The 22,477-nt window shown below is 34.6% G+C and carries 27 protein-coding genes and 1 pseudogene; 8 read left to right on the top strand and 20 right to left on the bottom strand.

Annotated features, from left to right (window positions below):
* Positions 1 to 15 precede the first annotated feature (15 nt).
* From mgtA to F886_RS13930, 4 genes are all read right to left on the bottom strand, one after another.
* Complete coding sequence (gene mgtA, locus F886_RS13915; RefSeq protein ID WP_005306466.1) at positions 16 to 2,778, bottom strand: magnesium-translocating P-type ATPase; 2,763 nt, start codon at positions 2,776 to 2,778, stop codon at positions 16 to 18.
* A 544-nt stretch (positions 2,779 to 3,322) separates the two neighbouring features.
* Positions 3,323 to 3,766 (bottom strand): RDD family protein, encoded by a 444-nt coding sequence (locus F886_RS13920; protein ID WP_005306468.1) that lies wholly within the window; start codon positions 3,764 to 3,766, stop codon positions 3,323 to 3,325.
* A 261-nt stretch (positions 3,767 to 4,027) separates the two neighbouring features.
* Positions 4,028 to 4,201 (bottom strand): hypothetical protein, encoded by a 174-nt coding sequence (locus tag F886_RS19970; RefSeq protein WP_005306470.1) that lies wholly within the window; start codon positions 4,199 to 4,201, stop codon positions 4,028 to 4,030.
* A 176-nt stretch (positions 4,202 to 4,377) separates the two neighbouring features.
* Positions 4,378 to 4,605, bottom strand: coding sequence for a hypothetical protein (locus tag F886_RS13930; protein ID WP_004791683.1), 228 nt, complete (start codon positions 4,603 to 4,605; stop codon positions 4,378 to 4,380).
* Between the two features lie 290 nt (positions 4,606 to 4,895).
* Here F886_RS13930 and F886_RS13935 point away from each other — a divergent pair, with 290 nt between their 5' ends.
* Together F886_RS13935 and F886_RS13940 are read left to right on the top strand one after the other, a co-directional pair.
* Positions 4,896 to 5,339, top strand: coding sequence for a universal stress protein (locus F886_RS13935; RefSeq protein ID WP_005306472.1), 444 nt, complete (start codon positions 4,896 to 4,898; stop codon positions 5,337 to 5,339).
* Positions 5,340 to 5,599: 260 nt separating this feature from the next.
* Positions 5,600 to 7,186 carry an ATP-binding cassette domain-containing protein gene (locus tag F886_RS13940; protein WP_005306474.1) on the top strand — a complete coding sequence of 529 codons (1,587 nt, stop codon included), beginning with the start codon at positions 5,600 to 5,602 and terminating at the stop codon, positions 7,184 to 7,186.
* A 65-nt stretch (positions 7,187 to 7,251) separates the two neighbouring features.
* Here the strand turns inward: F886_RS13940 and F886_RS13945 are convergent, their stop codons facing one another.
* The 3 genes and pseudogenes from F886_RS13945 to F886_RS13950 all read right to left on the bottom strand — a co-directional run bounded on the left by F886_RS13945 (position 7,252) and on the right by F886_RS13950 (position 8,962).
* Positions 7,252 to 7,680: a hypothetical protein gene (locus F886_RS13945; protein WP_005306476.1), complete on the bottom strand. Its 429-nt coding sequence runs from the start codon at positions 7,678 to 7,680 to the stop codon at positions 7,252 to 7,254.
* A 34-nt stretch (positions 7,681 to 7,714) separates the two neighbouring features.
* A pseudogene (locus F886_RS20675) lies at positions 7,715 to 7,801 on the bottom strand (hypothetical protein); the annotation flags it as partial.
* A 48-nt stretch (positions 7,802 to 7,849) separates the two neighbouring features.
* On the bottom strand, positions 7,850 to 8,962 hold the full coding sequence (locus F886_RS13950; RefSeq protein ID WP_005306478.1) for an OmpW/AlkL family protein: 1,113 nt from the start codon (positions 8,960 to 8,962) through the stop codon (positions 7,850 to 7,852).
* Positions 8,963 to 9,343: 381 nt separating this feature from the next.
* On the opposite strand from F886_RS13950, the gene F886_RS13955 reads away from it, so the two are divergent.
* The gene (locus tag F886_RS13955) at positions 9,344 to 9,850 is read left to right on the top strand and encodes a GNAT family N-acetyltransferase (RefSeq protein ID WP_005306479.1); all 507 of its coding nucleotides are present in this window, start codon (positions 9,344 to 9,346) and stop codon (positions 9,848 to 9,850) included.
* Between the two features lie 91 nt (positions 9,851 to 9,941).
* Here the strand turns inward: F886_RS13955 and F886_RS13960 are convergent, their stop codons facing one another.
* The 4 genes from F886_RS13960 to F886_RS13970 form a co-directional block, all read right to left on the bottom strand.
* Positions 9,942 to 10,304, bottom strand: a complete 363-nt coding sequence (locus F886_RS13960; RefSeq protein ID WP_005306481.1) for a NirD/YgiW/YdeI family stress tolerance protein — start codon at positions 10,302 to 10,304, stop codon at positions 9,942 to 9,944.
* A 248-nt stretch (positions 10,305 to 10,552) separates the two neighbouring features.
* On the bottom strand, positions 10,553 to 10,840 hold the full coding sequence (locus F886_RS13965; RefSeq protein ID WP_005306484.1) for a hypothetical protein: 288 nt from the start codon (positions 10,838 to 10,840) through the stop codon (positions 10,553 to 10,555).
* 269 nt (positions 10,841 to 11,109) lie between these two features.
* Positions 11,110 to 11,241: a hypothetical protein gene (locus tag F886_RS19980; protein ID WP_004643213.1), complete on the bottom strand. Its 132-nt coding sequence runs from the start codon at positions 11,239 to 11,241 to the stop codon at positions 11,110 to 11,112.
* Positions 11,242 to 11,393: 152 nt separating this feature from the next.
* Positions 11,394 to 12,263, bottom strand: a complete 870-nt coding sequence (locus tag F886_RS13970; RefSeq protein ID WP_004791662.1) for a LysR family transcriptional regulator — start codon at positions 12,261 to 12,263, stop codon at positions 11,394 to 11,396.
* 225 nt (positions 12,264 to 12,488) lie between these two features.
* Here F886_RS13970 and F886_RS13975 point away from each other — a divergent pair, with 225 nt between their 5' ends.
* The gene (locus F886_RS13975; protein WP_005306489.1) at positions 12,489 to 13,343 is read left to right on the top strand and encodes a DMT family transporter; all 855 of its coding nucleotides are present in this window, start codon (positions 12,489 to 12,491) and stop codon (positions 13,341 to 13,343) included.
* 53 nt (positions 13,344 to 13,396) lie between these two features.
* On the opposite strand, the gene F886_RS13980 is transcribed toward F886_RS13975, so the two are convergent.
* From F886_RS13980 to F886_RS13990, 3 genes are all read right to left on the bottom strand, one after another.
* Positions 13,397 to 13,660, bottom strand: coding sequence for a hypothetical protein (locus F886_RS13980; protein WP_005306492.1), 264 nt, complete (start codon positions 13,658 to 13,660; stop codon positions 13,397 to 13,399).
* A gap of 177 nt (positions 13,661 to 13,837) precedes the next feature.
* Complete coding sequence (locus tag F886_RS20580; RefSeq protein WP_034591202.1) at positions 13,838 to 14,080, bottom strand: hypothetical protein; 243 nt, start codon at positions 14,078 to 14,080, stop codon at positions 13,838 to 13,840.
* Between the two features lie 600 nt (positions 14,081 to 14,680).
* On the bottom strand, positions 14,681 to 14,995 hold the full coding sequence (locus F886_RS13990) for a winged helix-turn-helix transcriptional regulator (protein ID WP_004791654.1): 315 nt from the start codon (positions 14,993 to 14,995) through the stop codon (positions 14,681 to 14,683).
* Between the two features lie 110 nt (positions 14,996 to 15,105).
* On the opposite strand from F886_RS13990, the gene F886_RS13995 reads away from it, so the two are divergent.
* Positions 15,106 to 15,522, top strand: coding sequence for a carboxymuconolactone decarboxylase family protein (locus F886_RS13995; RefSeq protein ID WP_005306496.1), 417 nt, complete (start codon positions 15,106 to 15,108; stop codon positions 15,520 to 15,522).
* Between the two features lie 85 nt (positions 15,523 to 15,607).
* On the opposite strand, the gene F886_RS14000 is transcribed toward F886_RS13995, so the two are convergent.
* The 6 genes from F886_RS14000 to F886_RS14025 all read right to left on the bottom strand — a co-directional run bounded on the left by F886_RS14000 (position 15,608) and on the right by F886_RS14025 (position 18,508).
* Positions 15,608 to 16,180 carry a lysozyme gene (locus F886_RS14000; protein ID WP_005306499.1) on the bottom strand — a complete coding sequence of 191 codons (573 nt, stop codon included), beginning with the start codon at positions 16,178 to 16,180 and terminating at the stop codon, positions 15,608 to 15,610.
* Positions 16,181 to 16,195: 15 nt separating this feature from the next.
* Positions 16,196 to 16,705, bottom strand: a complete 510-nt coding sequence (locus tag F886_RS14005) for a hotdog fold domain-containing protein (protein WP_005306502.1) — start codon at positions 16,703 to 16,705, stop codon at positions 16,196 to 16,198.
* A gap of 185 nt (positions 16,706 to 16,890) precedes the next feature.
* Positions 16,891 to 17,091 carry a hypothetical protein gene (locus F886_RS14010; protein WP_004791647.1) on the bottom strand — a complete coding sequence of 67 codons (201 nt, stop codon included), beginning with the start codon at positions 17,089 to 17,091 and terminating at the stop codon, positions 16,891 to 16,893.
* A gap of 107 nt (positions 17,092 to 17,198) precedes the next feature.
* Positions 17,199 to 17,468: a hypothetical protein gene (locus tag F886_RS14015; protein WP_005306505.1), complete on the bottom strand. Its 270-nt coding sequence runs from the start codon at positions 17,466 to 17,468 to the stop codon at positions 17,199 to 17,201.
* A gap of 291 nt (positions 17,469 to 17,759) precedes the next feature.
* Entirely contained in the window at positions 17,760 to 18,134 is a 375-nt protein-coding gene (locus F886_RS14020) for a TonB C-terminal domain-containing protein (protein ID WP_005306508.1), read from the bottom strand.
* A gap of 149 nt (positions 18,135 to 18,283) precedes the next feature.
* Positions 18,284 to 18,508: a hypothetical protein gene (locus F886_RS14025; protein WP_005306511.1), complete on the bottom strand. Its 225-nt coding sequence runs from the start codon at positions 18,506 to 18,508 to the stop codon at positions 18,284 to 18,286.
* A gap of 268 nt (positions 18,509 to 18,776) precedes the next feature.
* Here F886_RS14025 and F886_RS14030 point away from each other — a divergent pair, with 268 nt between their 5' ends.
* From F886_RS14030 to F886_RS14040, 3 genes are all read left to right on the top strand, one after another.
* Positions 18,777 to 19,499: a type 1 glutamine amidotransferase gene (locus F886_RS14030; RefSeq protein ID WP_005306514.1), complete on the top strand. Its 723-nt coding sequence runs from the start codon at positions 18,777 to 18,779 to the stop codon at positions 19,497 to 19,499.
* 113 nt (positions 19,500 to 19,612) lie between these two features.
* A complete protein-coding gene (locus F886_RS14035) occupies positions 19,613 to 20,134 on the top strand; it encodes a hypothetical protein (RefSeq protein WP_005306517.1) in 522 nt (173 codons plus the stop codon).
* Between the two features lie 151 nt (positions 20,135 to 20,285).
* The gene (locus F886_RS14040) at positions 20,286 to 22,475 is read left to right on the top strand and encodes a TonB-dependent receptor family protein (protein WP_034591203.1); all 2,190 of its coding nucleotides are present in this window, start codon (positions 20,286 to 20,288) and stop codon (positions 22,473 to 22,475) included.
* Positions 22,476 to 22,477 lie beyond the last annotated feature (2 nt).

A 22,477-nucleotide genomic window follows, 5' to 3' on the forward strand; every position in this document is an offset into this window, starting at 1 on the left:
CTTGCACCTATTATTTTATTGCCAGCCATAACGGCGGATATAGATTTTTTTTACCCATTGAGTGATACCCATATAAGCAATTAAAATTAAAGGCAAATATAAGAAATAACTTAATGGTAAGGCTTGTAGTTTTAAATAACTTGCTAAAGGCCCCATTGGTAGGAAAATACCAATACACATAATTACGGCAGTCATTACTAACAATGGAGTTGCAGCACGACTCTGAATAAATGGAACCTTAGAAGTACGGATCATATGAACAATTAATGTCTGTGTGAGTAACCCAACAACAAACCAACCTGACTGGAACAAAGTCTGATGTTCAGGGGTATTTGCTGAAAAGACAAACCACATGAGACAAAAAGTAATAATGTCAAAAATTGAGCTAATTGGTCCAAAAACTACCATAAAATGGCCAACTTCTTCAGGCTGCCAACGCTGTGGTTTTGCAATTAACTCGTCATCAACGTTGTCAAAAGGAATTGCAATTTGTGAAACATCATAAAGCAAGTTCTGAATCAGCAAATGAATAGGCAGCATTGGTAAAAATGGAATAAAAGCACTCGCAATTAATACCGAAAAAACATTACCAAAATTTGAGCTAGCCGTCATTTTGATATATTTAAGCATATTGGCAAAAGTTCTACGCCCTTCAATTACACCTTTTTCAAGCACCATCAAACTTTTTTCAAGCAAGATTAAATCAGCCGACTCTTTAGCAATATCCACTGCAGTGTCTACAGAAATACCGATATCAGCAGCACGTATAGCAGCGGCATCATTAATACCATCTCCTAAGAAGCCAACCACATGACCATTTGCTTTTAACTGCTCAACAATACGTTCTTTGTGTACCGGACTTAACTTCACAAAAATGTGGTATTGCTCTACGGCTCTTTTGAGCTGTTCATCAGTTAAGGTTTCAATTACGCCACCCAATAGAACTTGAGCATAATTCAGACCAATTTCTCGGCACACTTTTTGAGTTACAAACTCATTATCACCCGTAAGCACTTTTACGGTTACACCATGAGCATGCAAACTCTCTACCGCTTCTCTAGCAGATTCTTTAGGTGGATCAAGAAAAGTAACATAGCCAATTAAAATCAAATCACTTTCATCAACAACCGAATAATTTTCCTGATTATTATCAAAATCAAACTCACGATACGCTACAGCAACGACTCTTAGACCATCACGATTATAACGTTGAGTTAATGCTTCAATTGCCACTTCACGTTGTTCTGTTAAAGGCTCTACTTTGCCATTCACCTCAACATAACGACAAACTTTTAACATTTCCTCAACCGCGCCTTTGGTAATCATACGAACTTTTTCTTGAGGCGTTTGTACAACAACCGACATACGGCGGCGATCGAAATCAAAAGGAACTTCATCTAACTTCTTGTAACGTAACTTTTGAGTTTTGATCTGATCATCAACAGCTTCTAAAACAGCCACATCAAGCAAATTTTTTAAACCAGTTTGATAGTGACTGTTTAAAAATGCCTGCATAAGTACAAAGTCTGATTTCTCACCATGAACATCAATATGTTGAGATAAAAAGATTTTATCTTGAGTCAGTGTTCCAGTTTTATCCGTACATAGAACATCCATTGCTCCAAAGTTTTGGATGGCATCTAGACGTTTAACAATCACTTTCTTTTTAGATAAGAAAACCGCACCTTTTGCTAATGTTGAAGTGACAATCATCGGTAGCATTTCTGGAGTTAGGCCTACAGCAACTGATAGTGCAAATAGAAATGCCTCTGTCCAGTCACCTTTGGTGAATCCATTAATGAAAAGTACAACAGGTGCCATCACCAGCATAAAACGAATGAGTAACCAACTTACTTTGTTGACACCCATTTGAAATGCTGTAGTACTCCGATCATTAGCAGTAACTCGATGAGCCAATGCACCAAAATATGTTTGGATTCCTGTATTTAAAACGACTGCTTGAGCCGAACCAGAAACAATATTGGTCCCCATAAATACAATGTTATCTAGCTCTAGAGCGCTAGTTTCTCCGAGGTTTTTCTGCAAAGAAAATTTCTCTACGGGCATTGATTCACCAGTCATTGCAGCTTGAGAAACAAATAAGTCTTTAGCATTTAAAATTCTGCAATCGGCAGGAATCATGTCGCCCGCAGATAATAAAATCACATCACCTGGAACCAAATATTGAATTGGCATTTCAAATTGGTGATTGGACTGATTTTGAATGTCAATACCATAGCGCTGCTGCATTAGCTCTAAATCATCAGCACTCACTTGGTGGCGCAGTACCGTGGCTGTATTACTCACCATTGCCTTTAAAGCATCCGCAGCTTGATTTGATTTTGCTTCTTGCCAATAACGAAGTAGTGTTGAAAGAATTACCATGACACTAATAATGGTTGAACCAGTTAAATCATCGGTGAAAAAAGCAATTAGTGCCAAAAGACTAAGCAAAATATTAAATGGATTACGATAGCAATACCAAATATGCTGCCACCAAGTTAATGGTTTTTCATGGGTAATTTCATTTAAACCAACCGCTCTTTGCTGTATGTACGCTTGTTCTTCAGTAAGCCCTGTGAACTGAGTGTCGAATTGTTTTAGTAAATCATTCGTTTCAGCTCTAGAGGCATTAAGTAGGCGCATAGATAAATTTTTGCTAATTTCTTGGGCATAGCTAGATTGATGTAATTCTTTAAAAGATCGATTACGACCAAAAAAACGCATCAAATGAAATCTTTGTAAAAATGCTGTGAAGAGTCGTTGCCAGAATTTCATCACGAAATCCTCCATTTTTTAGGCGTACAAAGCTCTCGACCTTATTGAAAAATAAAGTCTTGTAAAATTTTAAATTTAGAGAGGAATAGGGGTTCGTAGACTTACGATGAAGACGAGAAAATCAATCCAAAGCCAAACCAACGCTGACGGAATGTCACAAGCTTGAACATGGCTCTAATGCTTTGAATAGTATGAGACGAATTGTTTACCAAAATTGAGATCTGGTAGTTATAGCAGTGTGTGGAAGCATATAAGAACATTGGCTTCTCCCCATTTCTAGTGAGAAACTAAACAGATAAGTGCTTGAAGTACTTAATTAAAAATAAAGTATTTTGTATAGGTTTAATCTAATTTTTAACAAAGCTATCTCATTGCAAGATAGCTCCTCCTAAAGGTTATCTTGCTCAGTATTGGCTTTGGTTTAATTGATAATTAAACTCTAACCTCGAACAACTACCCATTTAGGATCTCCATTAAATAAACTCGCGGCAAGTATATGTATTACTTTGCAATGCTCAAGATTTTTTTTGTAATTTTTTTATTTTCATAGCTCTCTCACTACAACTGACTTCGCCATTTTGTCATGCCAGCCTTGTTTTTTAGCATCAAATGCGACCCAAAAAAGACCAATACCAAACACTAAAATTGACGGAATATAGCCAACATATCGAATGATACTCTGCGTGACTGTTAACTTATTACCTGTTTTTTCATCTAAAACTTTTAATCGCATCAATCGTTTACCCGGCGTTCCTGCAAAATACAGCCAACATAAAACTGAATACAATAAAGGAAATGCATAGTTCACAATCAAATCGAACCAATAATTTTGTGGCTTAGTACTTAAACCTGTGGCAAAGACTAAGTCGTAATCCCCTTGATAAAAAATCCATGCTGCAGGAATAACAGCCAAAAAAAGAATAAGAGTATCAATGATCATTGCACCAAATCTTAACCAGAACCCTGCATACTCATACTTATAAGTCATGCTCACCTCGCTTTGTTATTGTTTAATCGCTAAAAACGCTTTTACAATTTTACTTTCATCCTAAATGAAACTTTTTTATTTTTAAATACTTAAATAAATTTAAAATATTCTACTTTTATATTTTATTGTAATAATTCCGATCAAAAAAAACGTTATTGCATAAATATTCATCAAAAAACTAATATTTTTAGAACTGAATTTTTTCATTTCAGTTCTATTGGACAATTTTACAGGAAATTAAAATACAAACTCACATTATATTTATTTCCAAAATAAAATATCTAATTTAAACTCTTTCTTTAATAATAATGCTGCAAATAATAGAGCTAATCCAATAACAATTAAAAAAACACTTAAACTGATTACTCCATAAACAATAGCTACACTGCCTAATATAGCTAAAACATAAAATATAATTACACTGAATGTCGGCATTTCAATTTATTCCACTACTTAAAATAAAAGCAATTTATTCTATCGAGTTTATAAACGATTGCTGTTTTCAAATGTTGGCTACACTATTAATTTGTATCATCATACAATAATCATGTTATTAAACATATTTAGTGTTACTTTGTTTTAATAACAAGTGATGTAGTTCACATAATTTTTTATTTAATTTCAAAGTAATGTTTCTCAGTGACGAGTTTAATTTTTAGATTTTTATATAAGCGTTCTTTTGAATCTTCAAGTGAAGGGACAACTTTTTCTGCAAATTTATCTTCGGTCATCAGTCTGGCATAAGTTTTATAGCCAATAACTAACTTTTCGGGTTCTTTACCTGTTTGACGGAACTCTTCAATAAGTTTATTAACTTTCTTTGCTGTTAAATCAGCCATCTTCCTCACTCTCCCCTTAATTCACTATTTTGTTATACGTTTTCTATATGACAGAAATATGAACAGTAATTTTTTGTAATTTTCATGTAAAAATTATCGATTATTTAGCAATGCCACCTAAACGCCATCTCAACCAATAGAAAAATAAACACAAAACCATGATTTAAAATAAATTTATTTAATTTTTCTTTCCTATGGCCGAATAGATGTTTACCGTGAATGAAATATGTTAATCTTTAATTAATAAATGCTTCATACATATAACAACTGTAAATAAGAGGAATAACATTATGAATTACCAACATATTATTGTACCAGTCGATGGTTCGGAAATTTCGTTAGCGGCAGCAAGACAAGCAGCTCATATTGCAAAAGCTTTTGGGAGCAAATTGACCGCTATTAGCTTAGTTGCGGTAGATCCTTTTAGCGGTGTAGATTTTTATTACATCTCACCTGTTGTAAAAGATTATTTTGTTGAAGCACGAGCAAATGCAGAAAAAACACTCGCAACAGTAAAAGCTTTATGTGCTGAAGAAGGTATTGATGCCGAAACTCAAATCATCCAAGGTGAAATCTCTTCAGACGGTATTTTGAAAGCTGTAGAAGACTTGGGTTCCGATTTGATTGTGATTGGCTCTCATGGTCGCAAAGGCTTCCAAAAACTTATTTTGGGTAGCTTTGCTCAAGATGTTTTAAACAGTACCAAAATTCAGGTATTGGTTGTAAAAGAATAAACTTTTTAGATGCAAAAAACCCAATCCAACGATTGGGTTTTTTAATAAAATAGATTGCATAAATTTTACACTAATCAAAAACCCAGCTAGAATAGTTTCTTATTCTTCCAATTTCGTGAGTCACGCCAATGAAGTAAGTCTTTTTTCTCATCAATTTTTCTTTTTTTTGATGTGCAAAATAGACTATTTTTTTGTGATTTAACGTCTCTGCTTAAAACTACTTTTCCTATTTTGTACATCCTGTATTTATGAGGTTTTTTATGACTCAGCAGGCATGTGTAATATCACAACTCTCTTTAGAATTTCCATCTAAGGACATGTTTCAACAACTAAATTTTAGCCTTGAATCGCATCAAGTATCTGCTTTAATTGGCCGTAATGGTCAAGGTAAATCTTTGCTTATGCAAATGTTAAATCAGACACTTAAATCAGATTCAATTCTGACGTCTGGGCAAATATCTTGGCATGTAAAGCATGCATATTTAGCTCAGTTGCATCGTTTAGCAGCACAGACCATTGCCGAAGCATTAGATATCTTAGATGTTTATCACGCTTTTAAAAGAGTTGAGCAAGGTGTAGCCAACTTCGATGATTATGATTTGTTAGAAGGTAAATGGGACCTCCCCATCTTATGGAATAATTTATTGGAGTCTGCGGGTTTACCAACAGATTTAGACTTTCCAGTGAAAAATCTAAGCGAAGGTCAAAAAACTAAATTGGCATTAAGCTGTTTATTTCTAAAATCAGATCATTACTTGCTGCTTGATGAACCTAGTAATCATCTAGATCAGGAATCTAGAAAATGGTTAATTGATCATTTGAGGAAACACCCAGCAGGTGCGCTTATTATTAGTCATGATCGTAGTTTGCTGAATGAAGTAGATCATATTTATCATTTGAATGAACATGGTTTACATCACACAACTGGAAACTATGAAAAATTTTATGACCAGTACCAAACTCATGTTGCAGCTTTAGAGCAATCTGTTCAACAAGGCCAACGCGACGTTAAACACATGAAGCAAAAGCAGCATGAAGTATTAATGAAAGCTCACAAACGTGAACGTGCTGGAAATAAATTACGCGAATCAAATTCTCAAGCCAAAATTTTGCTCGATTTTAAGAAGGAACAAGCAGGCCAAAGTATTGCTGCCATACAGTCTCAGCACCAACGACAAATTTCGAACAGTCAAAATGATTTAACAGACAAAAAAAAGCGTCTTGAAACCGTCAAGCCACAACAGTTTGTCTTCCCTACTTTTCATAAGAAATCTGGAGAAATCCTTCGCATTAAAAAACTTAAACTGAAATATGGAACGCAAAAACCCATAGATTTAGCTGTACAGGCAGCCGAAAAAATTCACATAACGGGTCAAAATGGTATTGGTAAATCGACACTATTCAAAGCAATTCAAGCTCAAAACAAACAGCCATGTGACAGCATTCACTTATCTGTAGAGTGCTTTTATCTGGACCAAAACTTTAGCTTTTTATGTGATGAAATGACGGTGATTGAAAATCTAAGCCACATGAATAGTGAGCTTTCAGAACTAGAATGGCGAAATCTATTAGGTCAACTTCGAATTCGAGGTGATAAAGGTACACAACTTTTATCTCAGCTCAGTGGTGGTGAAAAACTCAAAGTAGCCTTATTAGCGCTTAGCCAGATACATCCTACCCCTGAACTCTTGTTATTAGATGAACCAGAAAATCATTTAGATATTGAATCTAGAGAACTATTAGCTACTGCTATTCAAAGCTATGAAGGCGCTGTATTGCTCATTTCACATGATCAAACTTTTGTTGAAAGTTGTGCTATTCATGAGTCTTTTTCTTTAGGCGATTAATCTTTATTGATATCTTTTTCAAATTTACTAGTTCTCTTTTGAGAGCTAGTAAATTCTAGCAACCATTATTTTTTTACTTTATTTAATATTTCAATATCTAAACTATATTTCACAGTTTTATTTTTACGAGCACTATTACGCATTTGATAAACCTGAACAATATAATCACCATCGACTGGTAAAGTAAGTTCTCCTTTAGATCCCACAGTTGAACCAATTAATAATGCCTTATCCTTACCGGGCTTTTTACCTGGGGCAAAAATATTAACATAGGCTAAATTACCAAGACTATTAATATTGAATTTCAATATTTGACCATTCTTTGCATAAACTCTATATCGCACATCATCATAACCCTGAAATTTCCCAGTTAATGTGGTATGAGTTGAACCTTGTAAAAAATTAACTTTTTGCTCAACATTTTTAGCTAAAACTGTGAATGATGCAGTTGAAATTAGGGTAGATAATAATAAAGTTTTAATGATTTTTTTCAATTTCTAATCCTCAAAAATATTTTAAATTATTATATTAAAAATATTTTTTATAAAATTTTACTTTATGTATGAGTTTAACAAGTAATAGTTGTTTTTTATAATTAGTAACAAATAAGGTATCTCAAAGTTTAAATATGATTAACTCCGAGATACCCTTCTTTAGAGAATATTAGAATCGATAACCTACCCCTAAATAGGTAATCAGTGGGTCAATATCAACTTTTGTTGTGGCATGTATTAAGCGAGTCCCCGTATTTTGATTGACGACATCAATTTGGGCATTGTTGCTTAACTTTGCATAAGACACAGAAGCTACCGTATACCATGAATCATTAAAATCATAGGTAAAACCAGCAGTAAAAATAGGCGCTATAGCATCATCTGCATCGACATCAACGACCATTTTTCCACTCGATTCTTTTCGGTCTAAAGCCGCTCCAGCTTTGCCATCTAACACATTTTGGATCATATGGCCTGCGGACACTAAATCAGAACGAATTCCATCATTGAGTTTAATATCATTAAAATGAGCATACATTAAACCCACTCCAACATAGGGTCTAAACTTATTTATCCCACTTTTACCAAACTGATATTGTGCTTCTATGGTTGGCGTCCATGCGCGAATAGATGCAGCTTTAGATTTATTGCCTAAGTTAGTAATCGGAATCGCCTGACCTAAAGTAAAGCCATCAGGGAAAAGGTATTTCACTAAGTCATTAGGAGACATTGCGACTCCACTTAATGGCGCTAGGATCTCTCCTTTTCCTTTAACATCAACTTTAGGCGGAATTCCGCCAATAAATTGTAAAGACACATTGTCATTCAGATAATAGTTAAATGTTAAACCTAATGTGTCTACATCATCGACTTCTAGTCCCGCATCTTGCTGTTGCCAATTTTCCAATCCCTCAATTCGTGCTGTACCAGCAACTTCAGCTAGAATATTACCCTTACCATCGGTAAGTTGATCTTGGATTTCGGGTTGGGCTAGAAACTCTGTAAGGGTTTCTTTTAAATTCCAAACCTCTCCCCCCATATCAGTCATAGTGGCATTGGGATCAATAGAATTTAAAAAACTGGTTGTTGAAATAGTGCCGACTTTAGCTTCTGTTCCATTTTTAACAGCGGTATTAATATTAAATGGATTAGCTTTACCCTGTGGCATTACATGTAGCCAACCAGCAGAGACAGAGAATCTTTTAAATTCCTGCGCATAACTCATGCTTGTGATTACAGATAATGAACTCAATATTGCTATTTTTATTACTCTTTTTTTCATTTTTATTCCATCCTAGAAATATATTGCTGATTTTGCAATATAGATATGGAATATAGCCAAGTTGCCTTTTTTATCAATCGGTATAATTTTTAACCGAAATTGATTTAGATAAATCCATCAATTTATCTCATTAATTACATGAAATAGTTATCCAATTTTTCTGACGAATGACATAATAAAAATTAAAAACAATTTAACGAATGGTAAAATAACCACATGGAATTAATCTTATTTGACTAGCTGTTATGCTTGAGTTATTTAAATTAGAATCTAACTAGACATTTATTTTTCGTTCATAGACATTTCAATAAAAACCAACGAAGGGAGCTTATCTAAAAAGTTATATCGTATAGCTAATCAATAAATCTGGAAGAATTTTTAATGAATATTATTATTCGTGATGAACAAGTTGAAGATATAGAAGCCATCGAAAACCTAACTAAAGTAGCTTTTCAAAATGCCGAGCACACGAGTCATACCGAACATTTTATTGTGAATAGTTTAAGAAACCACGGACAACTGACTATTTCTCTCGTGGCAGTTGAAGATGGTTCTATTATTGGACATGTTGCTATTTCTCCAGTTCAAATCAGTTCAGGAGAAATAGGTTGGTATGGTTTAGGCCCTATTTCCGTTCACCCACATAAACAGGGGCTGGGTATTGGTTCCCTTCTGATGAATAAATCACTAGAAAAATTAAAAAACTTAGGTGCAAAAGGATGTGTTTTATTAGGTGATCCCAACTATTACAGCCGCTTTGGTTTTAAAAACTATCCTGAGTTAATTTTACCTGATGTACCGAGCGAGTATTTCCAAGCCTTAAGCTTCTCAGGTCATTTTGCTAAAGGCTATGTAAGCTATCATGAGGCATTTAATTCAACGCAATAATAAAAAGTTATCGTCTTTCAAAAGAAAACTCCTAAAATAGGAGTTTTCTTTTTTGTTTGCTTTGAACAATATTAATATAAATAATCTAGTTTTATTTAATACGCTCAATCTTAAAAACTTCAATATCGGTAGGCTTAACTCGATGTGTATCCACCTCTCCTACAACACGCACTTTATCGCCAGCTTTTAGTTGTAGAGGCTTCCACAAGTCATCATCAATATCAATTACAATCGAACCCGTAGCATCTTTAAACTCGAAATGATCACCAGCAATATGCTTTACGATCGTACCCGTCAAAGTTACTCCAGATTCATCAGCCAAAGTTTTTGCTTTAGACACTGTGACTACATTTTTTGTCGCTTCTTTTATTAATGTAGCATCGGGTTTAGCTAATACCGCATTACTACCCAATAAAGCCAACCCAGTGAAAGTTGCTAAGAATATTTTTTTCATTACCATGACCTAATTTTAATGTTCTTAGTTATATAAACAAATTCTTTTAAAGTTATAGATTTAGGTTTTGTGGTTTTTTGTATCTTATAAGAGAGTTTCTTTAATCATGTCATGTAGAAACACCAAATAATTTCTTTAGGTTCTCTTTTCCATAAACAATTTTATAGTCTTTAGTTTTGTCATGAATTTACTTAAGAAAGCGTGTTTCTTAAGTAAATTAAACTCAGCATTAAAATATCATTTAATTGTTAAGCAACAAGTTGGCCTAAATTCAATAAAATATTTATGGCTTCTGACTCATCCTCTGTTTGCCCAACAATCATTCTGTCATATGAAATTCCACCAATCTCAATATAAATTTTTGGATGAGGAAGCTGAGGGATATAAACTTTGAGTGGTTGATAAAGAGCAAGAAGATAACCAAATGAATCATAAGGATAATGATCATCTTTTAATGTCTTCTTTATCACCATATAAGTGTTCAAAATGTCTAGAATAAAACCATATTCATTTTCAGAATGAAATTTAGCGTCCATACTTACCTCCTTGATTAATTAATATTTTTATAATCAAATTTAAAGGTTAAATTTCTGATCTGATGGTGTAACCAATTCACTTTAAATATAGAGTTATATTTAAAGTGATTCCTGTTGAATTAAATATATTTAAAACCAAGTATATTAGTCAACATATTTTGAACAGTGCCATTAAAAATAAATATTTCGAGTTACAAATCACACTTTAAGTTTAAAATAAAAAGATATAAAAAAACCCATCTTCCGATGGGTTTCGAAATTCATCTGGATTATGAATCTTTGTCCATTGAATGAGGAGTAGTCGTTTTATCTTGCTGCTTTGTGTCATTTTCACCTTGGCAGGCACTCACACTTAAAGAAATAATGGCAGCTAAACCTAAGGTAGCCATAATTTTTGTCATATTTCACCTCATGAATTATTCAGATAGTGAGTTAATAAATACTTTTTATTAGTTTTACGATCAGCATAGGTTTCTAGGCTTTTTTGTAGATTTAACGCAAAAATGTAAAGCGCTTTAGTTTGACCTTGAAATATCGACTTAAGATTTGAACATTAAACATTAACTGAGTGTCTGAGCGTTTTAATGAGTAATTCATATAGGTGGTCTACAGCTTTTGACTCTAAAGAAGATCTACTCCGATAAACAGCAGCCTCCATAGGCTCTAATGGCCCAAGTCCATGATCTGCACCTAATATGGTTAAATGCTCAGGTGCACTGCATTGTGTGAACACAGCGATAGCTAAACCGCTTTCAACTGCTGCAATCTGACCAGCCAAACTTGAACTGTTGTACACAACACGGTAACGGCGTCCTTGTAATGCTAAAGAATGAATAGCACTCTTTTTGGCTTGGCTGGTACTTTCGTAAACTGCAATTGGAAGCGGATCTTCTCGCCAGAGTTCAAATTGTGGAGATCCAACCCATACCATTGGTTCATGAAATAACAGTGTCCCTTGACGAGCGTTATCTCTTGAAATTAATGCCAAGTCTATATCACCACTTTCTACTCGTGGAATTAAAGAAGTCGACTGTTCACAAATCAATTCAATTTCAACCCCTCCGTAACGGGGTGCAAAACGTTTAAGTACGGGCGTTAAATATTTAGCAGCATAGTCATCAGGTACACCAAGACGTATACGGCCCTTTAATTCATCTCCGTGAAATGCCATTTGAGCTTCAGCATGTAAGTCGAGAATTCGGCGTGCATAACCTAAGAGTAACTGTCCTTGCGACGTTAATTCAATTTGTCGATGTGTTCGTATTAAAAGTTGGCAATGCAGCGCTTCTTCTAGTTTTTTCAGTTGCATGCTAACCGCAGACTGAGAGCGATATAACTCAGGTGCTGCATTCGACAATGAGCCTGTATCAACGACTGTGACAAAACACTTTAACCAATCAATCTGTAAGTTTTTTATATTCATTACGATTTATCTATTCGATTTTCAAATAGTATATAAAAGAATTATGCGCTTTTCTTTATCTATTCTCTCTCCCATACTGAAATTAGAAGAAGTTAAAACAATTCATTTTTCTAAAAGAAGCTATCCGTGAATTGATTAATGTCTGAATAACACGTTAATAGCGACGCTGACTAACAATTTCATCACTTCGTATTTCTTAGGTATTACGCACTAGGAGGAGGTTTTATGCGCCTAAATAAACAGATGCTTGCATCACAAAGTGCGACATCTATTTTCGTTTTACTTTGGGGAAGTGCTGCAATTTTTACTCGTTGGGGACTCGATAGTGCCTCACCCATAGCATTATTAATTCTGCGCTTTTCAACTGCTTTAATTGCTCTGTCGCTACTGGCTATTTTTAGAAAACGACTGTTACCCAAGCATGGAACCCGTAAGCAAGTTTTACTGACTGGATTACTCCTGATCGCAGGTTATTCAATCTGCTATTTTAAAGCAATGGCTCATGGGGTCACGCCTGGTTTGATGGCCACAATTATGGGAATACAACCTATTTTAACGCTCTGCCTTTTAGAAAAGAGTTTACAAAAAGAAAGGTTTTTCGGTTTACTCATTGCTTTAGCTGGACTCATTCTTTTAGTCTGGAAAAGCCTAACAATGTCGTTTATTGCGCCAATCGGCATATTCTTTGCCTTGGCTGCCCTGATCTGTATAACCTTTGGGGCCATTATGCAAAAGAACATTCAACAGGCTCCGACAGATGTCTTACCACTACAATATGTAGTTAGCCTTGTAGTTTGCCTATTTATAGTTCCCTTTGAACATTTTGAAATAACGTGGAATTCACAACTGATTATTTCTGTCTTATTTCTAGGAATTTTAATTTCTGTAGTTGCGCAGCTTTTACTTTACCGACTTTTAAGTCAGGGCAATATTGTCAACGTGACAAGCCTGTTCTATTTGGTTCCCATTGTTACTGCGCTCTTAGATTTTCTAATTTTAAAAAATACATTACCTCTGGCAGGTTTAATTGGAATGATTGCAATTTTACTAGGCTTATTGCTTGTATTTAAAAAGAAATAACTCATAGAAATAATATAGAACCCTCAACTGAGGGTTTTATTTTGAATAAAAATTTAATCTAAATTTTTCCAGTCTGTACCAATTTGAGCTAATGCTGGAAGCTCATCACTATTAAAAACATTAGAATTACGGTCAATAGCAAATCGATAGATAGGCATAGAATCAGCTTCAGTTTTCTTAAAGAAACTGAAGTTTTCATTAAGATGATAATTACCCCCTTCTGTAGATTTTGCTGCTGTTCCTGAGGGTATATGAGTATAACTTTCACATTCTACTTCAACATTATTTCCGGCAAGATCTAGGTAGGAAAATTTCATGTTTTAATCCTTTCTAAATTTTTATGATTGAGAAAAACTTAACATGCTATCGGGCTAGATTACTGAAACTTTTTTAACTAATTGTTTAAGTGTGTATATTTGGTTAAAACTAGATTTTTTGTAAAACAGATGCTCATCCTTGTAATGCATTTTTTATAAACGTACCTTAAACCTAATCTAAATAGGATCTTTCCTGCTGAGTAAAACAGCATTACTCGGAATACTTTTAAGTATTTTCTTTTGTTGTTTAAGCCATTTTTTACAAAATTTCTTATCAGATTGTTCCGAAAAGTTATCTCTAGGCTTGTTATAGGAAGCATCACGCATATTTTCAGATCGTACACACGGCCAATTATTTAATTGGGGAGTCAAAACAGCATTACTGATCAATGAAAGCTCTTCTAATCTAATCAAATTCATCTCTACTTCATTACTTCCCTCTAGCGACCTCACTCTTCAATTGATTCATACAAAACTTTATTTCGAATAATCTATAGACGGCTATTGTTTATTCCCTAAACCGATCCAATGAGGGCTACACACAAATAACATGCCTTCAAAAATGCAAAGTGCAAATTTTGTGTATTGATTTATCAAACATGTAAGTTGCTATAGGAATGAATAAATTGAGTTTAAATAGAGTGATGAAGATATTTAGAATGTTTTCTTCTTTGTTACTTCAATTTCAGATATACTAAACTTAGTATGAGATGAGCCTTATATAGTTCATTGCTAGATCAATGAACGACTAAGCCCTTCGCTTTCGAGCAAGGGCTTTTTTAATGCCTAAAATTTGAGAAAACTTATACTTATATGAACTGTCTGGTCGGCCATTGGTTTGCCTTTATAGATCAGGTCTGTTAGATTGGTCTTGTTCATCAACTCCTATTGTCGATGAATACTGAAGCCTGATTCGTAGCATCAGGCTTTTTTTATGCCTAAAATTTGTATAAATGATCCTAACAAAATGATGACATGCGATCTGAAACAACGTAAATCAAACTATAAAATTAACTAGCCTTATCTTACTTTTAGCCAAGTGCCTACTTCTTTTAGCACATCAACTAAACCGTTTAATTTCTTGCCATCTTCGGTTAGTGAGTATTCAACCTTAACAGGAACTTCCGCAAAAACCTCTCTGTTAATAAACCCTTCTTCTTCAAGAAAACGCAACTCTAAAGTTAACATTCTTTGAGAAATATTAGGTATTGCGCGTCTGAGTTCATTAAAGCGCATAGGTCTTTCGATGAGAAATGAAATAATTAACATTCTCCAGCGGCCACCCAATACTGTCATTGCCTCTTCTACAGAACAGCCAGAAATATTATCTTTCATTATTTAATTAGGTATAAAAAATATACCTATATAACAAAATAGTGCCTAATTTACAATCTATACCTAGTGGTAAATAATAGTTTTTTATCACCAAAAGACTGGCCTATATTATGGAATATAAAGAAGTTGCTAAAAAAACGATTAATCATTTGTACTCAGCACATGCATCTATCCGCACCTCAGGCATCGACCCTCAAATCATTGCTTTAGCTGAGTTGTATGTGTCCCAAATCAACGGCTGTGCTTACTGCTGCGCTTTTCATGCTCAGGAATTAAGAGATATGGGAGTAAGCCAAGAAGTGATTGATAAAATTCCGGGCTATAAACATTCGAATGCCTTTTCAAAGAAGCAGCACCTTGCTCTTGAACTTGCGGAGGCAGTCACTTTTCTATCTGACAAAATTGAAACTGTAAAAGCTCATTTAGCTGAATATTTTAGTGAAAGAGAGATTGTAGAGTTAACGACCAGCATTTCGCTCATGGGGGCTTTAAACCGGCTTAGAATCACTTTAGGTGATAAAAGTTAATCTATTTTCTTCCTAACATGAAAAAGCCCTAATTATTTGGGGCTTTTAATGAATTTTTGACAAAGTTTAATAAAAATTGAAAGCACTATTTTGGCGATAAAAATAATTTCTTTTCGATTGCTCGGCGATTCACTAGCCCCTGCAACCGCTTACCACCAGCATTGACCCAGACATCAAACTGGTTTCCAGCCTCTTTATAATCACCTAAATTTAAATTTTTGAGTAAGGTCGAATTTTTAAAAGCCCCAACTCCAATGTTATAAGCTAAAGAGACTAATGCATCGAATTGATTCTGTTTTAAAGGCACTTTTACAACACTATTTACTGCGCGCTCAAATATCTTTAAATCATGCTGCATATAAGCTTTAGCCTGTTCAAGTGTGCATCGGTCTCCTTCACTTACACGCTGGCCATTAGGATATCGCGTCGTGCCATATCCAATAGTCCATACCCCAGTACCATCGTCATAAGCACTAAGTTTTAATCCTTCAAAATTACAAATTAGGTTTACACCTTCTAAACTAAGAGACATCTCATCAACAGCGACACCTATCAATTCATCACCATAATCAGTTGCTGTAGCAATCTGATCCACTGCTGCATCTTGCTGAGGCTTAGCAGTAAAAAATTTGCGGAGATAATCCAATATTTTTTGCATTTAATGCCCTGTTATTTACTTTTTCTCTGTAACCCAAAGCGTAATATACCCTTGAACTACAGGCTGCCCATCCGCTCTATAAGCATTAACTTTTACTTGCATATCTCCAACTTTCCACTCGTCATCAATTGTTGCCACTAACTTAATATCAGAATCTGCCTTCGCTACATAATTTACGTTCATACCTTTAGGTAACCATCTTAAATGTTGAGGTACTGATGCTTCAGCTAATACACCCATGACAAATTCCAGCCCATTACATATGGCAATAACGTGTACAGTCCCGATATGATTTTCGATTGATTTATTTTTTTTGATTGAGGCTTCGCACAGGTTCAAATCTAATTTTTGAATCATTGGATTTACAGTCTGAAAATATGGAGCAACTCGACTAACAATCTTTGATAATAGCTTTAATCCACCCGGTACATTTTTCAAAGTCTTAAATGCGAGCAGAACATCATTGACTGGTGGAACAGCTTTATTTTTGATTTTGTTGGTAAATGTAGAAATATAATTACTCATAGTTTTTCTTCAATTCGAGAATTAATCATTCAATAAATATATATGTACCCACTTCTACACTCATTGCTTAGTTCTCAATTTTTTGAGTCATTAATGATAATAATTAAATAGCCTTGAACGTACCGTGCTGTTTGACTAGAAATTCTAAAATATTAAAAATGCCCAATATTGAATTGGGCTTTAAATTATTCTTCAATTTCGATGGGATCGCCATCTTCAGGGCGAATGTGACGCTCACCATCATCGGCCGGATCTACACTCGAACCATCTTTGGTAATGCTGTTATACAACTCATCCTCTTTTTTATCATCGATAAATTCTTCATCGGCAAAATCAAGAGGCTCTTCATCATCGTCAAAATTTAAAGGTTTTTCTTCATCTATCATGAGATTCATCCTCTACTTAACTTGTGTCATTCCATGCTTAAATAATTAACGGCTACATTCAACACCAAACCATCATCATTTGTGTAACTGACACTTTCGGATACGTTTTAGTTTTTGTTATTTTCAAGATGGTTCAAAATACTACTAATTTTTAAAAGTAAGTAACCAAACAGTAGCCCATTAAATATAATGAAAAGACCGACTGTAACCATTTCTTTAGACCAGACTTGAATAATATCTAGATTATCATTTCTTGTTTCAACTTGCCCATATGACAAAATAAAGGCTATTCCCAAAACAATTCCAAATAAAATTACGCCCCACGCGACAACTGTGGTTGCCTTACTTTCACTATGGAGTTTGTTTGCTTGACTCATACTTTTTCTTGTCACATTTTAGGGTTCATATCATTTTTTTATATTAATTTAATGCCTATTTAAAGTTTTGTTTATGTTATGTTTTGATAGCAATGTAAGTAATCTTTATATTTTGTTTACCTCTCCATCAACTATCTTATTTTCAATTTAAAATGATATGTTTCTTTTACTTTTTTCAAAGAAATCTATATCCCCATTAAACTAACTACCTCCACTTTTTCATAAGGTAAGAGAGCAAATTTATATACATTAAAAGTTTTAAATTTGCCCCCACGCTGAAGAAAAACTTACTTATTTAGCCTGAAATTTCATATTGAATTTTCTTGCTTGCTTTCTTACTTCAGGATTTGAAGGCAAAGCAAATGGGCTTGCACGCCAAATCGCCTTTTCAATACTAGTTTTAAATTTTTGTTCTTCTTTATCTAAAAAGATGATTTGTTCAATTTCTCCACTGTCAGTTAAAAATACTTTAACGCTTGCACTCATACCAGCTGAAGATGCTGGAATATCCCATATTTTATAAATTTTCTTTTGATATTGCTTTTTATATTTTTCAGCTTCTGAAGTAATTTTATTATCGGTCACTTGAACAGGTGTAACCTGTTTATGGCCAGTCGCACACCCAACTAATAAAAATAAAGAAGCAATAATAGTGAAGTTTTTCATTTAAAATACCTTTTTTCAATAATTAAAATTTAACAGTTTAAATTTTAAAAAACCACCCGAAGGCGGTATTAATCACTGATTATCCCTAGTCAGCAAAGGTAGTAGGCCATCCTGATCTACCTTTGTTTAAATTTATTTTTTATTTTTCTTTAAAAAGGGACTTCATAACGAAAATTCATATTTGAATTTTCCGGCACATTATAGACATCTTGATCAGTAAAAATTCCGTGTTCAGGTGTTTTAAAACTATTAAATGCCTTATTAACTGGAACAGTTGGAGCATTATTTAAATAGTTTTCTTGAGAATTATATGGAGATAAAGCACAGCCAATCAGCCCAAAACCCAATAAAGATATAAGTAGAAATGTCTTCATAAATTTTGACTACCGTTATAAAAACCACACAACTTAACAAATTGAACAGCTATTGTCACACCGCAACTATTTAGTAATACTTAATAATAAACCAATAAGACCCGCATTAATAAAATAAGTAACTCTATTTAAATCATATAAAAACCCATACATCTGGACCATATAACTTTTAAAAACTGGATGTATTAGATAAAGCCTACCACTCTTAATCTATCCTCGATTTATCACGAATGATTTATTAATTAACGCTTAGATTTTGAGGACTAACATGCGCCTACATTTTATTGTTCATGAAGATTTTGAAGCACCCGGTGCATATGAAATATGGGCTCAAAATAATGACTTCAAAACTACATATTCAAGAGTATATTTAAATGAAGCTTTGCCATCTTCTGCTGAAGATATAGATTTCCTTATTGTGATGGGTGGTCCACAAGATCCAGATACGACACTAGAGATGTGCCCTCACTTTAATTCATTAGCTGAACAATCAATCATTAGAAAAGCCATTGAAGCAAATAAAGTAGTTATTGGGGTATGTTTAGGATCGCAATTGATAGGTCAAGCTTTAGGGGCCAAATTTGAGCATAGCCCTGAAAGAGAAATTGGCAAATTTCCAATTATGCTTACAGAATATGGCATAACAAACTCTAAGTTTTCACACTTAGGAAAAATGACCGAAGTTGGGCATTGGCATAATGATATGCCGGGTTTAACTCCCAACGCAAAAATCATTGCTTTTAGCGCAGGTTGTCCAAGACAAATTATTCAATATTCAAAATTAGTGTATGGATTGCAATGTCATATGGAATTAACTACAGAAGTTGTTGAATTGCTAATTCAACATTCAGAAGCCGAGTTAAATCAGGCTCAACATTATAAATTCGTGAATGGTCGTGAAGAATTACGAAATCACGATTACCAAGAGATGAATCAAAACCTCTTTATTTTTCTGGATAAATTGAAAGAAGAATACTCAAAACAACATTAAAAAAATGAGTGTAAAAAGCCTTCTCAACTTGGCTTTTACACTCGCCTATACATCTTATTATTTACTAGATGATCAAATCCACTCAAAATTTAATCTCCAAAAAATCAACTTTAATGTTACAATACAGTGATTTACTCAATTTCAATTGGACTTCAAAAGAAATGAATAGATTGTTATTAATTTTTTTATCTTTAAATATTAGTCTTTTTTCTCCCGTAGCTTTTTCTGAAACAAACACATTTCAAATGAAACAAGAATATAACCCTCCTAACTTTAATCAGCATAAGAGCATGCTTGCAGTAAATGCAAATTCCCAAGAACATAAATTTAATGGGCAACCAAAAGAGTTTTCTAATTCTGGTACTAATCATCAAAATGTAGATTTTTTTGAAATTGCAAAACAATATCAAGAAAAGGAAACTAAGCCGTCTTACTCTACTGAAGAAACAGTCAATATGAGTGATCATGAGCGTAGTCTTTACTACATTAGAAATCACGATAATGTTGGCATCCAAAGAGAATTTAATGGTCAGCAGTTTAAATCGCTAAAACAACAGCGCGATAAAGGCGTGATTTCAAATGATGTATATAAAGAAAAGGTCTACAAAATCTTAAGCCAACCTTCTATTAGATAAGTTAGAAGCCCTCACTTGAGGGCTTTTTAATAAAATGATTAGATACAAGCGATGTTTAGTTTTTCTAAAAAAATTAAATAACATTTATAAAATTTTGTTACTTTTTCGCTATAATGATTATAATTATCGTTTAGGATTTCGATACATCAACATGGACCGCTCAACCCGTCGTTCACTCCCAAATTTTAAGTTCAAAGTTTCTACGCTGAGCTATGCAATCGGACTAGCTTGTAGTTATTTAGCACTTCCTGCACATGCCGAAGATACAACTGCCAGTGCATTACCGACCATCACCATTAAGGCACAAGGTAACTGGTTAGAAGAAGCAAATGCTGAAACTGTTCACAAACATGCTGGCGCTCGAACTATTGTTGACCGCAAGCGTTTAGATGAAACAGCGGCAACCTCAATTCGAGAAGCTCTAAAACAAGTTCCCGGAGTTCAGGCGCAAGACAGTAGTGGAACGGGTGGTAGTGATGTGTCTCTCAATATTGGGGTTCGTGGTTTAGCATCTCGCCTATCACCTCGCTCAAATGTTCTTGTTGATGGTGTTCCGCTTTCATTTGCACCTTATGGCCAGCCACAATTATCTTTAGCACCTGTTTCAATTGGTAATATTGAATCAGTCGATGTAGTACGTGGTGCAGGATCTGTCCGTTTTGGGCCTCAAAACGTAGGCGGAATTATTAACTTTGCAACCCGATCAATTCCGCAAGATTTTAGTGGAACTGTTAGCCTAACTTCAGAATATGCATCTGGTACTGACCAAGTAAAGTTCAGCCCTAATCTATTTGTGGGTGGAACTTTAGATAACGGATTAGGCCTTGCTCTCTTGTATTCAGGGACTAAAGGAAACAATTATCGAGAAGCAAATAACAAGATTGATATCGATGATGTAATGTTAAAGTCTGCTTATCAATTTAATGATAAAGATTCAGTTGCTTTAAATCTGCATCATTATGAAGGTCGAGGCGAAATGCCAGAGGGTTTAACTCAAGCCCAATACGCAGAAAATCCGTATCAATCTTCTGGTGAAAAAAACTATTTTGCAGGTCGACGTACTGATGTCTCTTTACGTTATAATCATAAAGATGAAAAAAATAACTTCGAAGTTCTGAGCTATTACATCGACTCTTTCCGCACTAGTAATCTTGAGACCGTGTTAGCGAGTGGTGACAAACGCCTCGACTCTGCTCCACGTGATTATAAAGTCTATGCAATTGAACCGCGTTACTCTCGTATTTATCAACTAGGTAATACTCAAAATGAAGTAACGGTAGGCTATCGCTACTTAAAAGAAGAAAGTTCTGAGTTTGCTGGACGTACTGCATCTTATGGAGCAGATTCATCAGCTCCAGATTTTGCCCCACGTAGCAGCAGCGAAGGTGGTACAAAAGCGCATGCGGTATATATCGACAACCGTATGGAACTGGGCCGTTGGACCATCACACCGGGCGTTCGATTCGAATCAATTGAAACCTATAATAACTTCACAGGTTATAACAAAGGACAACCTAATACTGTTTATCCAAAAATTGATTCAGACGAATTTTTGCCAAGTTTATCTGTGATGTACTCGGCAAATGAAAATTGGAATATATTTGCAAACGCTGGTGTATCTTTCGGTCCACAGCAATACAGCCAATTAGCACGTCTTGAAGGAACAACCGCAACGGCTACAACCGAAGGTTTACATCCTGAAAAATCAAATAACTATGAAATTGGAACCAAATATCTAGGTAATGGTTTAAATGCCGAATTTACTGTGTTCTATCTAGACTTTGATAAAGAGCTTTCATTGGTACGTGATGCTGGTAATAACGGGATCTGGACAGACTTAGGGGCAACCAGCCATAAAGGTGTCGAAACGGGTATTAGCTATGATTTCGGTCAATTATCCGATGCACTGGAAGGCTTAAAAGTATATGGCAACTATACTTTCACCAAAGCAGTAGCTGAAGCTGGGCAGTTTAAAGATAAAGACCTACCGTTTTACTCACGTCATGTCGGTAATGTTGGGTTAGGTTATACAGTAGATAAATGGTCTTTAAATGCTGACATGTTTGCACAATCTAAGCAGCATTCACCAGATCTTCCTGATAGTAATGTCTATCAAACAGAAGAAACTGCTGATGGTAAATATGGAGATATTCCAGGTTATACCACTTTTGCGCTACGTACCTCTTATGACTTAAGTTCACAAGTTAAAGGTTTAAAAATCGCTGGCGGAATCAAAAACGTCTTTGATAAGCAGTATTTTACGCGCTCAACAGACTCTACTGGCGGTAAGTATGTAGGCCTGCCGCGTACTTTCTATCTACAAACCTCTTTTGACTTTTAAAG

It is taken from the genome of Acinetobacter sp. NIPH 542, assembly GCF_000369825.1.
Lineage (GTDB): Bacteria > Pseudomonadota > Gammaproteobacteria > Pseudomonadales > Moraxellaceae > Acinetobacter > Acinetobacter oleivorans.